Source organism: Oceanirhabdus sp. W0125-5 (assembly GCF_027938815.1).
In the GTDB taxonomy this organism is placed as follows: Bacteria; Bacillota; Clostridia; order Clostridiales; family Clostridiaceae; genus Oceanirhabdus.
The window spans coordinates 4,107,241-4,122,333 of record NZ_CP115913.1 but is presented as its reverse complement, the minus strand read 5'-3'; the positions used below and the strand labels follow the sequence as shown (position 1 = coordinate 4,122,333).

Here is a 15,093-nt window from a genome sequence, read left to right as displayed (position 1 = left end):
AATATACAAAAAAAGTCTCTCATATATTATAGTAATAAATTACATACTTATTTTTAATAAGTAGTATGAAAGGGGGGCTTTTTTTGGAGTTCACATACGAGGGGATAGCTCTTATACCAATAGTTACAATCTTGGTTAATATAATTAAGGGTACAGGAGTACCAACTAAATTTCTTCCTCTTATATCTTTGTGTATTGGGGTAGTTTTTGGAATTTTATTTGTGGGTAATGGAGATATTAAGAACGGAGTTTTAGCTGGAATAGTTATTGGAATAAGTGCAAGTGGATTATATTCTAATGGACGAGAAGTTGTAAATGGTGTAAGGAGTATGCGTCGATCTAGAAAAAGTTAATAATAGGTTTATAGGAAAGATTATGTGGCAATAATCTATAGGTGTTAATGAAGTCATGGAGGAATGATATGAAGAGTGATGAATTCTATGGCAAGCCTATGGTTATTGCCGCTTTTTTCTTTAATATGGGTGGAATTCTTTTTTTATTAGAACAGAAAAATATTATATTATTCTGTGTGGTTTTAACATGTAATATAATTGGAATATATAGTGTTTCACATAGGAAAAAAGCACTTGTTTTAGTATTAATAATTATATGTGGTTTCTTTAATGTAAGAATTTACTTTAAAGTATTTTTACCATACGATATTTATGATAGAGTAATAATCACAAATAAAACACCTGTATATGCTGAAGGTGAGATAAGAGGAAAGAAAGTACTGTTATGGAATGAAAAACATATTGATATTGGTGAAAAAGTTATTATAATGGGAGATTTTACTTGCTCTCCTGATTATGGTAAAGGTTATGTTGGTGAATATGAAGTGTATAGAAGTAAGAGCAGCGGACGTTCGCTTCTATACTGGAGCAATAAGGTGGTTGAAGAAATACGAGAAAGGCTTAATACAATATTATCTAAAGAGGCATATGGATATGTAAATGCTATGGCGTTAGGTGAAAGAAGATTTTTGGGTATTGAGGAAACTGATAGATTGAAACGGCTAGGGATAATACATGTTTTAGCTGTCTCAGGATTACATATGATATTAATATTTAATATTATTGGAAGTGTTATCAAGAAATCATCCATAGTTTTAGCTCTTTGTATGGTATATACGTTTATTATAGGAGCACCCCCATCAGCTTTAAGGGCTGTATTTATGCTAATTGTTTTTACCTTAGGAAAGAAGGTCATAAGAACTTACGATAATGCTTCAGCTTTAGCTTTTTCAAGTATTATTATTCTATTATATAGGCCCTATTATCTGTTTAATATTTCATATCATTTGTCTTTTTTAGCCCTGATTGGTATTGTTTTATTCTCAAAAAAGATAAAGGAAAGCATGTTGTTTTTACCAACCTGGTTAAGGAAGAGTTTATCAATGATTTTAAGTGCACAAGTATTTATTATTCCGTATACAGGGATGATGTTTAAAGAAATAAACATTGGAATCTTTCTTGGTAATCTAATAATTGTTCCTATAGCAGTAATTATAATTGTATTTTCATTTATTTTAGTATTATTATGTAAGTTGCCATTGATTGGCGAGAGTGTAGGGTATATATATAATTATTGTATATTGATTTTTAGATTTATTACAGTTAACTTAGGGAAATACTCACATATGGTCTTAAAGGTGGATAATAATTATGCTATACTTTATTTATCAATTCTTTTTTTAATGATATATTTCTATTATAAATACAAGAGCATAGAAGATAGAATGTTGACATGAGAGGTGCATAATTAATGATAGATGTTGAAGCATTTAAGAGTAATATTCAAAAAGGAAAATTTGATAGATGTTATATTTTTGCTGGAAGTGATGAGAGGGTAATAAAAGATTCTGTTAATATGATCATAAATGCAAAGTTGAGAGAGGATGAGAAAAGTTTCAATCTCAATAGATATGATGGAGAAAAGACAACCTTTGATGAAATATTCACATCAAGCGAAACAATGCCATTTATGAGTAATGTGAGAATCGTTGAGGTGTTTAGAGCTAATTTCTTTAGTGATAGTGAAAAGGATAATAGAGCAAAATCATTGGTAGAAGATTTGCAGAACTATGTGGCTAATATACCTCAAAATACTATCTTAATTTTCTATTATATATATAAAGATGTACGAGAGAAGCCAAGTAAGAAGCTTTCTAAGTTTAAGAAAAATGCAACCATTGTTACTGTTGGTAAGCTAAAGGGGGCTGCTCTTCAGAAAAAAGTTAAGGATGTATTTAATTCAAAAGGTGGGAAAATTGAAAGAAGTGATCTTAATTATTTTTGTTCTATGGTTGAAAATGATATGGAGATCATAAATAATGAGATAGATAAATTAATTGCATATACAGATGGAGAACCAATAACGAGAACACATATTGATAAGCTAGTTCCATCGAAGAGTGATAATGATATATTCAATTTAGTTGATTTTCTTTCTCAAAAGAAGATAAAGGGTGCAATTGATATATATAACGAATTAATCTTTAAGGGAGAAAAAGCTACTTCTATACTAAGAATGATACAGAGACAATATAGCATGCTATTGAATATTAAACTTCTTTCCCAGAAAGGTAAAAAAAATGATGAGATTGCAAGAGAATTAGGCCTTCATCCTTATATTTGTGAAAAAATGGGGGGACAAAGTAAGAAGTTTAAAAATGAGAGTTTAAAAGAAATATTAGATATGAGTCTTAGGCTAGAAAGGACTCTTAAATCTAGTTCTGTTGATTCAAATATTGAGATGGAAATGTTTATGATTAAAACACTTAGGGTTTAAAGGAAATTGAAAATGGAGAGTTGAGAGTTGAAAACGATGGAGGTTTCTGCTTTAGGGCAGAAACTTTATTTTTAAGATTAGGATAGAGAAAAAAATGAACAACAAATTATATTTAACTTGAAAATAGTAAAAAATTTAATATAGCTCTATTTTTTAAAAAGATGTTGAAAAAAACATGAGATTTAATGGTATAATAAGGTTCATAATACAAAAAAAAGTATTCAACAATATTTTAAAAAAGAGAGATATCTTGAAAAGTTTGAATAAGAAGGGTAAGAAGGGTAAGAATATGGATTTTACGGAAAGAGCGAAAAAATTAAAAACAGATATACCAGCTGTATTTATTGCATTGAATAAAAAAGAAACGCCCATAATAGCTAAAATCTTTGCAGGAATTGTAATTGGATATGCTTTATCTCCTATTGATTTTATTCCTGATTTTATACCAGTAATAGGATGGGTAGATGATTTGATAATACTTCCTGCATTAATAGTTATTACACTAAAATTTATACCTCAAGAAATATTTACACAGTGTAGAGTTGAAGCAGAAGCTTTATGGGATGGAGGAAAACCTAAAAAGTGGTATTTTGCTATACCAATAATATCCTTATGGTTGTTAATAATATTTTTTATAATTTTCTAAAGAATAAAATAATTTAATATAAATAAAAAAAACAGCTAAATTAGCTGTTTTTATTATTTATATTAAGCCATATTGTTTAGCTTAGCTGCTAATTTAGACTTTTTGTTAGCTGCATTGTTCTTATGTAAGATACCTTTGCTAGCCGCCATATCTAATGCTTTAACAGCGCTCTTGAAGCTTACTGCTGCCTCTTCTTTGTTTCCAGCTTCTACTGCAGCGTGGAACTTCTTAAGAGTAGTTTTAAGAGCTGACTTTATCATTGTATTTCTAAGAGTTTTTGCTGCTGCAACTCTAACTCTTTTCTTTGCTGATAATGAATGTGCCATTGTCTCACCACCTTTACATATAATAAAACGAAAACGTTGATTTAACAACAACCCGTATCAAGTCTTTTGAATAATCATCCTGTTTTCAACACTGATTATTATAGCATTAAAGTTAGTACACTGCAAGTGTTAAGTATAAAATATAAAATATTAATTAAAATAAGTATAAGAATAACTATATTCATGTAAGGGTAAAGTCGTTTTTAAAAACTAGAGAAGGGAGTAAAATGATGATTAGTATTAGGACAGATTTGGCTTTAGAAGCTAAGGAATTATACAGTGAGAAAACCACCAGCAGGTTAGAGGGTGTAAATGTTAATGAGTTTGAGGAGGAACAGATAAAAATAACAGAGGTAAAAATTACAAATGAGGCCGGAGAAAAGGCAATGAATAAACCTAAAGGTACATATATTACCATGGAAATTCCACCTTTTGTTCAGTATGATGGTGAAGCTATGGAGAATGTTGCTCAGGTGTTAGCAAAGCAATTGGAGCCTCTTGTTAAAGTAGAGAAAAACCAAACTGTTCTAGTTGTTGGTCTTGGTAACTGGAATATAGTATCAGATGCCGTAGGTCCAAAGGTAGTAGAAAAGCTAATGATAACAAGACACTTAATGCAGCTTGTTCCAGATGAGATTGATGAGAACATTAGACCAGTATGTGGTATATCACCTGGAGTACTTGGACTTACAGGTATGGAAACAGGAGAAATTTTAAAAGGAATTGTTGAAAGAATAAAACCAAGTTTAGTTGTTGCAGTAGATGCTCTTGCTTCTAGAAAAATGCACAGAGTAAATCGAACAATTCAAATCACTAATACTGGTATATCACCAGGAGGTGGAATTGGTAACAACAGAATGAAAATAAATGAAGAAGCATTAGGAGTTCCTGTAGTAGCTATAGGAGTACCAACAGTTGTTCATGCGGCGACTATAGCATATGATACTATTAACTTAGTTCTTAATCAAATACAACAGTACTCCAAAGCAGAAGAGAATTTCTATAGTTTTCTTGGAAATATTGGTCATGCAGAAAAAGAAAAAATGATAAGAGATATTTTAAATCCATATGTGGGAAATTTAATGGTAACCCCTAAAGATGTAGATATGACAATTGAATCTATGGCAAAAATTATCGCTAATGGTTTAAATATATCACTTCAGCCCGCATTAACATTAGATGATATAAACACATACTTGAGTTAAATAAAGAAAGAACAATGTACTTTTGAATTTTTGCATAAGTAAATATATATAATTTATAAGTATAATAATGCCCTCCCCGACATACCATGTTTTATAGAGAAAATTTACTTCCGAAAATACAATGGTTAATGAAGGAGGGTATTTACTTGTACAAAAGGGGAGAAAGTAGAGAAAGTCATGCATATAAAGTATTATTGTTTCTTAGTTTATTGGTTATTTTAATTGCTTTAGTAATAACAAATAGAACTGGATGGAGTAATTATTTATTTGGTGGAGTTTATGAAAAGTCAATTCAAAGAGAAATACCTCTTATGGATGATGGAAGTACAGATAATGAAGAAAGTTTAGCATCATCTACATTATTCAAGATTATGGCAGGTGGAGTAAATAGAGAACTTAATCTATTGGGGTTTGGTTATGTACAAGCTATAGGAGTAAATAGTGAGAGTGTGGAAGAGTTAGTGGATTCGGACAAAGATGAAAATAAAGTTATAAATGAATTTGGTTATGATTATGGAGCATATCATAATAGAGAGATTAAAGTTAATAGAAATTCAAGTGATAATAATCTTATTGCTGAAGTGTTTAATCAATCATTGGTTTTCAATTACCCACAAGATAAGCCACAGGTATTAATATATCATTCTCATACAGGAGAAGGGTATTATTCTGCTGATACAGATGAAAAAGGTTCTTCAGATGAAAGGGATAATGAAAAAAATGTAGTTGCAGTTGGTAAGGCATTAGCAGAACAATTAGAAGAGTATGGCATAAAAGTGGTTCATGATATAACAATTCATGATGATAAAAATTATAATAAAGCATACTTGGAAAGTGGGAAAACCATAGATAAGTATCTTAATAAATATGGAGATATTGATCTAGTTATAGATCTACATAGAGATGGTGTAAATCATAAATCAGCAGTTACTACTACTAAGTTAAATGGAAAAAATGTGGCTCAGATAATGCTTGTTCTTGATAGGAGTAATGAACATCTTAAATCTAACCGAAAGGTTGTATCAAATTTATTGAATATAACAAATGCACTATTTCCAGAGATATTACGAAGTAACCCAGAGAAATTAATTAATAGAACATCAGATCATTTTAGTCAAGATAAAAGCAATGGTGCACTAATAATTGAAGTTGGAGCTGAATTTAATACAACTGATGAAGGGAAAGAGACTGCAAAATATTTTGGAAGAATTATTGCTGAATATCTATACAAAAAATACTCAGAGGTTTAGTTAGAGTGTTCAAATAGCCCAATCACTGTGTCACTTCGACTCTCTGTGCTGCTCATGTACCAAATGCGTACACTGTTTGCACGCTGGTCGAGTTCCTTGAGCTTAAACACTCTGACACTCTAAAGAAATTAAAAAAAATGTTATAAATAAGCCCTCCCTAACATACCATGTTTTATAGAGAAAGTTTACTTCCGAATAAAAAATGGTTAATTAAGGAGGGTTTTAACTTGTACAAAAGGGTAGAAAGTGGAGGATATAAAGTATTGTTATTTATCAGTTTATTGGTTATTCTAGCTGCACTGTTGATAGCTAATAGAGCTGGGATGAACAATTATTTAATGGGTGGTTTTTATCAAAAATCAATACAAAGAGAAATACCACTTATGGATGTGAGAAGTGCGTATAATGAAGAGAGTTTTTCTTCATCTATATTATTTGAAATTATTGGTAGTGGATTAAAAAGAGAACTTAACCTTTTAGGGTTTAGTTATGTACAAGCTAAAGAATCAAATAGTGAAAGTGTACAAACTATTGCTGTAGGCCAGAAAAAAGGTAATGAAGTTATCAATGAATTTGGTTATGATTATGGAGAATATGAAAAAAGAAATATTAAAGTTAATAGAAGATATAGTGATAAAAATCTTGTTGCTGGAGTATATAACCCTCAACTAGTATTTAATTATCCACAAGATAAACCTCAAGTATTGATATACCATACTCATACAGGAGAAGCTTATGGTTCAGATAAAGCTAATGAGAGAGATAATGACAAAAATGTTGTGGCTGTAGGCAAGGCCTTAGTAAATGAATTAGAGAATTATGGGATAAAGGTGATTCATGATACAACAATTCATGATGATAAAAACTATAATCACTCATACAAATACAGTGGAAAAACCTTAGATAAGTACCTTGATAAATATGGTGATATGGATTTAGTAATAGATATTCATAGAGATGCAGTAGACAATAAAGCAGCAGTAACCACAAGGCTTAATGGGAAGGATGTAGCAAAGATAATGTTTGTTTTCGCAAAGGAAAATCAGCATTTTGATGATAATTATAGAGTAGCATCAGACCTGTTGAAGATATCAAAAGGTCTATTCCCAGGTCTAGTGCGTGGAGAAGGAGAATTTTATCGTAATCGTGGTATAAATTATTACAATCAACATAAAAGTAAAGGAGCTGTCCTAATAGAAGTTGGAGCTCATACAAATAAATCTATTGAAGCGAAAGAAACAGCTAAATATCTTGGAAGGATTATGGCAGAATACTTATACAAAAAATATTCAGAGGTATAGTCAGAGCGTTTAAATAGCCCAATCTCGTCGTCACTTCAACTCTCAATTTTCAATTATGGTTTTAAAGTGTTGTTTAATGTGAGTAAAATATGATATAATCTAGTTTAGTGTAGAAACCTAGTATATTAGGTTTCTTTTTTATTCGTTATCTATAGAGAATAAATTAATGTTTCATTATCTATGGTACATTGTTTATATATAGTTTTAGTGTTAAGGTTATAATATATTAGGTAGACAATGCTGGAGATTTATCTATATATCATATAAATTTAACATAGATAATGAAGAGATTAAAATTAAAAACAAACGATACGGGGGTTTAGGAATGCTTAACAAAGAGAGAATAAGGAATTTCTGTATTATTGCACATATAGATCATGGTAAATCTACTTTAGCTGATAGACTACTTGAGAAAACAGGAACTTTAACTCAGAGAGAAATGGAAGAACAGATACTTGATTCCATGGAGCTTGAAAGAGAAAGAGGTATAACTATTAAATCTCAAGCAGCAAGAATGGTTTATAAAGCAAAAGATGGACATGAGTATACTTTAAATCTTATTGATACTCCAGGACATGTCGACTTTAACTATGAGGTGTCAAGAAGTTTGGCAGCTTGTGAAGGAGCTGTACTTGTAGTTGATGCTTCTCAAGGAATTCAGGCACAGACATTAGCAAACACATATCTGGCTGTTGAGAATGATCTTGAGATTGTTCCTGTTTTAAATAAGATTGATTTACCAAGTGCAGAGCCAGAGAGAATAATACATGAAATTGAAGATGTAATTGGTATTGAAGCTGCAGGTGCACCACAGATCTCGGCAAAAACAGGATTAAACATTGAAGATGTTTTAGAAGCAGTTGTGGAGAAAGTACCAGCTCCAAGTGGTGATGAGAATGCACCATTAAAAGCTTTGATATTTGACTCTTATTATGACACTTATAAAGGTGTTGTAAGTTATGTAAGAATTATGGATGGTACAGTTAAAAAAGGAACTAAGATTAGATTTATGGCATCAGATAAAGTTTATGATGTTGTTGAGGTTGGAGTATTTAGCCCGGGATATAGAGCTATGCCTAAGCTATCTGCTGGAGAAGTTGGATACATTTGTGCTTCTGTAAAAAATGTTGCAGATGCTCATGTTGGTGATACTATAACAGAAGCTAATAATCCATGTGATGAGAGCTTACCAGGATATAGACCTGCAATACCAATGGTATTCAGTGGTATTTATCCAGTGGATGGTGCAAAATATGAAGAGTTAAAGGAAGCATTATTAAAATTACAATTAAATGATGCGGCGCTTCAGTTTGAACCTGAAACATCATTAGCTCTTGGATTTGGTTTCAGATGTGGATTCTTAGGACTGCTTCACATGGAAATTATGCAAGAGAGAATAGAGAGAGAATTTAATATTGATATAATCACAACGGCACCGTCGGTTGTATATAAAATTGAAAAGACTAATGGAGATAAATTTGAACTGACAAATCCTACAAATATGCCTGATCCGTCAGAAATAAGAAGAATGCAAGAGCCAGTTGTTAAAGCTTCTATTATAACACCATCTGACTTTGTTGGATCTATAATGGAGTTATGTCAGGAAAAAAGAGGAACATTCATAGATATGCAATATATTGAGCAAACTAGAGTTGTGATAAACTATGAAATACCTTTAAATGAGATTGTATATGATTTCTTCGATAACTTGAAATCTAGAACTAAAGGATATGCATCATTCGACTATGAACTTAAAGGATATGAAGATACTGTACTTGTTAAGCTTGATATTCTTCTTAATAAGGAAAAGGTTGATGCCTTCTCAATGATTGTTCCAGAATCAAAGGCTTATGCTAGAGGTAAGGCAATGGCTGAAAAGCTTAAGGAAATTATACCTAGACATCAATTTGAGATTCCAATACAAGCTACAATTGGTTCTAAGGTTATAGCTAGAACTACTGTAAAAGCACTTAGAAAAGACGTTCTTGCTAAGTGTTACGGTGGAGATATCTCTAGAAAGAAGAAACTTTTAGAGAAACAGAAAAAAGGTAAGAAGAAGATGAGACAAATGGGATCAGTTGAGGTACCACAAGAGGCATTCATGGCGGTACTTAAGATTGACGAAAAATAAATAATATAGATTCTACCGCGAAATTTGATTTACGCATGTTCCAAAATCTCAATGTATTAAGGAGTTATGGACTTGCATAAATTAATTATTGAGCTGAGATATCTATAAATAAATAGTGGAGGATGAAATGTATGAGCATAAAAGAACAAAAAGCGCTCTACGTTCATATTCCCTTCTGTAAGAAAAAATGTGATTATTGCGATTTTCCATCATATAGTGGAAAAGAAGGGCTAATGTTGGAATATACTAAGGCACTATGCAATGAATTAAAAAAATATAAAGACTTTGTTTTTAAAACGATATTTATAGGTGGGGGAACTCCCACCTATTTGTCATATGAGTGCATTTTATTGTTGAAGGAAGCATTTAAAGAGCTAAAAATAGCAGAGAATGCAGAGTTTACAGTGGAAGGGAACCCTGGAACTTTTACGATTGAAAAATTGAAAGAGTTTAAGAACATGGGAGTAAATAGAATTAGTATAGGATTACAGGCTTTTCAGAATGAACTCTTAAAGGATATTGGAAGAATACATTCGGAAGAGGAATTCTTGGAAAGTTTTAAGATGGCTAAAGAGGTTGGATTGAATAATATTAATGTTGACCTTATGTTTGGACTGCCAGGTCAAAGTATGGACCAGTGGAAGGAAAGCTTGGAGAAAGCAGTTGAACTTGGCGTAACCCATATTTCCTGCTACTCATTAATAGTTGAAGAAGGAACGCCTTTTCATAGAAGGGCTCAAAAAGGATTATTGGACACTCCTTCTGAAGAAATTGAGAGAGAAATGTATGAATATACTAAGAAGTTCCTTGAGAAAGTTGGATATAATCAATATGAGATATCTAATTTTGCAAAGGAAGGTATGGAATGCAGACATAACTTAGTATATTGGAATCTTGAAGACTATATAGGGTGTGGGTCTGGTGCTCATTCATTTATAGATGGAGAAAGAATTGAAAACACAAGCAATCCTGAAGAGTATATTGAATTAGTAAAAATAAATGGAACAGGGAAAGTGGATTCATTTGAGAATTCTGAAGAGGATACTATTGAAGAGTTCATGTTTATGGGTCTAAGAAAAGTTGAAGGAATCAATAAAGTTAATTTCGAGAATAGATTTAAAAAAGATATCTACAGTATATATGGAGATGTCATTAAAAAGCATCTAAAGAATAAATTGATTGAAGATGATGGGGAGAATATTAAACTCACTCCTCAAGGGATTCAGTTATCGAATATGGTGATGAGCGACTTTATGCTGGAGAAAGCATAAAACGTGCTTTCTCCAAATGTATAATGGATAATTGAGAATGGAGAATGATTGACATTTCTCTTCGAGAAATTTTAATTTTAATGATGGATGGTTCTGACTTAGGTCAGAACCATCTTTTTAATTAATACTCATAAAAAGTTTACATTTGGTTAATATTTCTGCAAAATGGCTTAAAATCATGCTTATAATAAATAAAATTACAAATATATTAGAAAAATAGAGTAAATTCAAGAAATTTATATAAATAAAGAGATATTTTAAGAAAATGAAGATAGAAGAAGAAAAATAATTTAAAAACAAAAAATATGAATTTGACTTATAAATCATTTAGTGGTAATTTTTATTTATAGTCATTAGCACTCGGTGCTGGTGAGTGCTAATAAAGAGGTGGTAAATATGTTAAGTGAAAGAAAACTTAAGATTTTAGAGGCCATCATTAAGGATTATATCGAAACAGGAGAACCTGTAGGTTCCAGAACATTGGCCAAAAAATATGATATAGGTATCAGTTCAGCAACAATAAGAAATGAAATGGCTGATTTAGAGGAAATGGGATACTTAGAGCATCTACATAGTTCTTCAGGAAGAATTCCTTCTGATAAAGGATATAGACTTTATGTTGATAAACTTATGAGTATTCAAAGGCTTCCTGTTGAAGAAGAGATGATGATTAAAAATAGAATGTTATCGTCAGCTATTTATGAAGTGGATAGGTTGGTAAAAGAGGCAACTATTGTGCTTTCTAAAATCACAAAGTTAGCAACTTTTGTTAAAGCACCTTCTGTAAGAAAGAGCTTTATAAAAAGAGTTCAAATACTACAAATAGATGAACAAAATGTTTTGATGGTGTTTGTAACTGATAGTGGACTTATAAGAAATAATGTTATAAGTGTTACTGATTATATTGATGAAAAAATCATAGAAAAGATAAATAGATTGCTTAATCTAAGACTTGTGGGATTAACTATTGATGATATTGATCTTGAAGTTATAAATAACTTACAGAACGATTTATTAGATTATGAGGAAATCTTTAAGGCACTTATACCTGCTCTTTATAAGAGTTTAAAGAGTATTGAACCATCAAAGGTTTATACTGAAGGATCTTCAAATATACTGGATTATCCTCAATTCCAAAATGTTGATAGAGCAAAGGCTTTTCTAAATCTATTTAGTGATGAAGAAAGTTTAAAAGCTCTCATTAAAAGTCCTGAAGTCGAGGATAATAATGTATCAATAACAATTGGAACTGAAAATTATGTTGAAGGTGTTAAAGATTGTACTGTTATAACTGCTAATTATAAAATCGGTGGAAGAAACTTGGGATCCATTGGTGTGGTTGGTCCAAGAAGAATGAATTATGAAAAGGTAATAGCTACATTAAATGAGATTGTCAATGAATTAAATATTAATATAAAGACAACTTATGGAAGTGAATCTTCTGATGACTACGATAATCAATGATAATGAGATGGAGGAATAGTTGTGGAAAAGAATTCAAAAGAGAATAATGTTTGTGAAGAAATTGAAAAAGAGTTTGAAACTAATGAGAATTGTGAAGTAGTAGATGAACAAGAAGAAAATCAAGTTGAAGAAACACTTGAAGAAAGTGAAAAGAATGAAGATCTTGAATTTGAAGAAATGGACGAAGATGACATGGGAAAAAAATACGCTAAACTTAAGGAAGAGAATGATAAGAATTTAGAAGAAATTAATCTTTTAAACAATAAACTAAAAGCAGTACAAGATACACATATTAGAACTACTGCTGAGTATGATAACTTTAGAAAGAGAACTGTTAGAGAAAAAGAACAACTATATACTGATGCTTGTTCAGATGTTCTTAAGGAGATATTCCCTGTGGTTGATAATCTGGAAAGAGCTTTAGATCTTACTCAAGAAGATAGTTCACTTAAACAAGGTGTAGAAATGACATTGAAGCAGTTCAACTCTTCACTAGAAAAGTTAGGCATTAAGGAAATTAACACATCAGAAAAATTTGACCCGAATTTTCATGAAGCAGTAATGCATGTGGTTGATGAGAATTATGGTCCAAGTGAAATAGTTGAAGTATTCCAAAAAGGATATATTAGAGGAGAAAAAGTTCTAAGATATAGCATGGTAAAAGTAGCTAACTAGCTAATAAATATAAATAGCAATTAAATTTTTAAAATAATATTGAATTAGATAATTACAAATTGAAAACAGGAAAATTAGGAGGTAAATAAAAATGGGTAAAATAATAGGAATCGATTTAGGTACAACAAATTCATGTGTAGCAGTTATGGAAGGTGGAGATCCAGTAGTTATTACTAGCGCTGAAGGTTCAAGAACTACTCCTTCTGTAGTATCATTCCAAGCTGATGGAGAGAGATTAGTAGGTCAGGTTGCTAAAAGACAATCAATTACTAACCCTGATAAAACAATAATTTCTATTAAGAGAGAAATGGGTACAGATCATAAGGTAAATATAGATGGAAAGGATTACACTCCACAAGAGATTTCAGCTATGATTCTTCAAAAGATTAAAAAGGATGCTGAAGCATACTTAGGAGAGACAGTTACAGAAGCTGTTATCACAGTTCCAGCTTACTTCAATGATAGTGAAAGACAAGCGACTAAAGATGCAGGTAAAATTGCAGGATTAAATGTAAGAAGAATTATCAACGAGCCAACAGCTGCTGCTTTAGCATATGGTTTAGATAAAATGGATACAAATCAAAAAGTTCTTGTATATGACCTTGGTGGTGGTACATTTGACGTATCTATATTAGAACTTGGAGATGGAGTATTTGAGGTTCTTTCTACAAATGGTGATACTAGACTTGGTGGAGATGACTTCGACGAAGCATTAATCAACCACATAGCTGAAACTTTCAAAGCTGACAATGGTATTGATTTAAGAAATGATAAGATGGCTTTACAAAGATTAAAAGAAGCTGCTGAGAAAGCTAAGATTGAATTATCTTCTTCAATGCAAACAAATGTAAACTTACCTTTCATTACAGCAGATGCAACTGGACCAAAGCACATCGATTTAAATATTACAAGAGCTAAGTTCAATGAGTTAACTCATGATTTAGTTCAAAGAACAGTTGAGCCTATGAGAAAAGCATTACAAGATGCTGACTTAAGCGTTGGTGATATAGATAAAATACTTTTAGTTGGTGGATCAACTAGAATCCCTGCTGTTCAAGAAGCTGTTAACAAGTTCACTGGTAAAGAAGCTTCAAAAGGAATCAACCCAGATGAGTGTGTTGCAGTTGGTGCAGCAATTCAAGCAGGTGTATTAACTGGAGAGGTTAAAGATGTATTATTACTAGACGTTACTCCTCTTACACTTGGTATTGAAACTTTAGGAAGTGTTGCAACTCCTTTAATAGAGAGAAATACAACTATACCAGCTAAGAAGAGCCAAATCTTCTCAACTGCTGCAGATGGTCAGACTTCTGTTGAGATCCATGTTGTTCAAGGTGAGAGAAAAATGGCTAGCGACAATAAAACTTTAGGAAGATTTACTTTAAGTGGAATTGCACCAGCTCCAAGAGGAATTCCTCAAATCGAAGTTACATTTGATATTGATGCGAATGGTATCGTTAATGTATCTGCTAAAGATAAAGGAACTGGAAAAGAAGCTAACATCACAATTACAGCTTCAACTAATTTATCTGATGATGAAATCCAAAAGGCTGTTGATGAAGCTAAGAGATTTGAAGAAGAAGATAAGAAGAGAGCAGAAGCTATTGAAACTAAGAATAATGCTGATCAGTTAGTATACCAAACTGAGAAAACATTAGAAGAATTAAAAGATAAGATTGAAGCAGACGATAAAGCTAAAATAGATGAGAAATTAAATGCACTTAAAGCTATTAAAGATGGCGAAGATCTTGAAGCAATTAAGAAAGCTTCTGAAGAATTATCACAAGAATTCTACGCAGTATCTTCTAAGTTATACCAAGATGCTAACCCACAAGGTGGTGCTGGATTTAACCCAGAAGATATGGCTGGTGCAGCAGGTGCTGCAGGAACAGAACAACCTAAGCATGATGAAAATGTAGTAGATGCAGATTTTGAAGTAAAAGAATAATATGATTTAACCTAAAAAGTAAGTTCATTTAAATCATATACAATATATAGTGCAGATGGAATCCCTCTGACATTATATATTGTATA

At 31.5% G+C, this 15,093-nt stretch carries 13 protein-coding genes; 12 read left to right on the top strand and 1 reads right to left on the bottom strand.

Annotated elements, in window-relative coordinates:
- Window positions 1–83 precede the first annotated feature (83 nt).
- The 4 genes from OW730_RS19175 to OW730_RS19160 all read left to right on the top strand — a co-directional run bounded on the left by OW730_RS19175 (window position 84) and on the right by OW730_RS19160 (window position 3,436).
- Complete coding sequence (locus OW730_RS19175; RefSeq protein WP_271225657.1) at window positions 84–353, top strand: holin; 270 nt, start codon at window positions 84–86, stop codon at window positions 351–353.
- Window positions 354–421: 68 nt separating this feature from the next.
- A complete protein-coding gene (locus OW730_RS19170; RefSeq protein WP_271225656.1) occupies window positions 422–1,750 on the top strand; it encodes a ComEC/Rec2 family competence protein in 1,329 nt (442 codons plus the stop codon).
- Between the two features lie 14 nt (window positions 1,751–1,764).
- The gene (holA, locus tag OW730_RS19165; protein WP_271225655.1) at window positions 1,765–2,790 is read left to right on the top strand and encodes a DNA polymerase III subunit delta; all 1,026 of its coding nucleotides are present in this window, start codon (window positions 1,765–1,767) and stop codon (window positions 2,788–2,790) included.
- A 289-nt stretch (window positions 2,791–3,079) separates the two neighbouring features.
- Complete coding sequence (locus OW730_RS19160) at window positions 3,080–3,436, top strand: YkvA family protein (RefSeq protein WP_271229604.1); 357 nt, start codon at window positions 3,080–3,082, stop codon at window positions 3,434–3,436.
- Window positions 3,437–3,498: 62 nt separating this feature from the next.
- Here OW730_RS19160 and rpsT read toward each other — a convergent pair whose 3' ends face one another.
- On the bottom strand, window positions 3,499–3,762 hold the full coding sequence (gene rpsT / locus OW730_RS19155; protein WP_271225654.1) for a 30S ribosomal protein S20: 264 nt from the start codon (window positions 3,760–3,762) through the stop codon (window positions 3,499–3,501).
- Window positions 3,763–3,992: 230 nt separating this feature from the next.
- On the opposite strand from rpsT, the gene gpr reads away from it, so the two are divergent.
- From gpr to dnaK, 8 genes are all read left to right on the top strand, one after another.
- Window positions 3,993–4,967: a GPR endopeptidase gene (gpr, locus tag OW730_RS19150; RefSeq protein WP_271229603.1), complete on the top strand. Its 975-nt coding sequence runs from the start codon at window positions 3,993–3,995 to the stop codon at window positions 4,965–4,967.
- Window positions 4,968–5,113: 146 nt separating this feature from the next.
- Complete coding sequence (spoIIP, locus tag OW730_RS19145; RefSeq protein WP_271225653.1) at window positions 5,114–6,217, top strand: stage II sporulation protein P; 1,104 nt, start codon at window positions 5,114–5,116, stop codon at window positions 6,215–6,217.
- Window positions 6,218–6,444: 227 nt separating this feature from the next.
- Complete coding sequence (locus OW730_RS19140) at window positions 6,445–7,518, top strand: stage II sporulation protein P (RefSeq protein WP_271225652.1); 1,074 nt, start codon at window positions 6,445–6,447, stop codon at window positions 7,516–7,518.
- A 325-nt stretch (window positions 7,519–7,843) separates the two neighbouring features.
- The gene (gene lepA / locus OW730_RS19135; RefSeq protein ID WP_271225651.1) at window positions 7,844–9,649 is read left to right on the top strand and encodes a translation elongation factor 4; all 1,806 of its coding nucleotides are present in this window, start codon (window positions 7,844–7,846) and stop codon (window positions 9,647–9,649) included.
- Window positions 9,650–9,780: 131 nt separating this feature from the next.
- Window positions 9,781–10,920, top strand: a complete 1,140-nt coding sequence (gene hemW / locus OW730_RS19130) for a radical SAM family heme chaperone HemW (protein ID WP_271225650.1) — start codon at window positions 9,781–9,783, stop codon at window positions 10,918–10,920.
- 396 nt (window positions 10,921–11,316) lie between these two features.
- Window positions 11,317–12,384, top strand: a complete 1,068-nt coding sequence (hrcA, locus tag OW730_RS19125; protein WP_271225649.1) for a heat-inducible transcriptional repressor HrcA — start codon at window positions 11,317–11,319, stop codon at window positions 12,382–12,384.
- Window positions 12,385–12,405: 21 nt separating this feature from the next.
- On the top strand, window positions 12,406–13,059 hold the full coding sequence (gene grpE, locus OW730_RS19120) for a nucleotide exchange factor GrpE (RefSeq protein WP_271225648.1): 654 nt from the start codon (window positions 12,406–12,408) through the stop codon (window positions 13,057–13,059).
- A gap of 91 nt (window positions 13,060–13,150) precedes the next feature.
- Window positions 13,151–15,007: a molecular chaperone DnaK gene (gene dnaK, locus OW730_RS19115; protein WP_271225647.1), complete on the top strand. Its 1,857-nt coding sequence runs from the start codon at window positions 13,151–13,153 to the stop codon at window positions 15,005–15,007.
- Window positions 15,008–15,093: the final 86 nt, after the last annotated feature.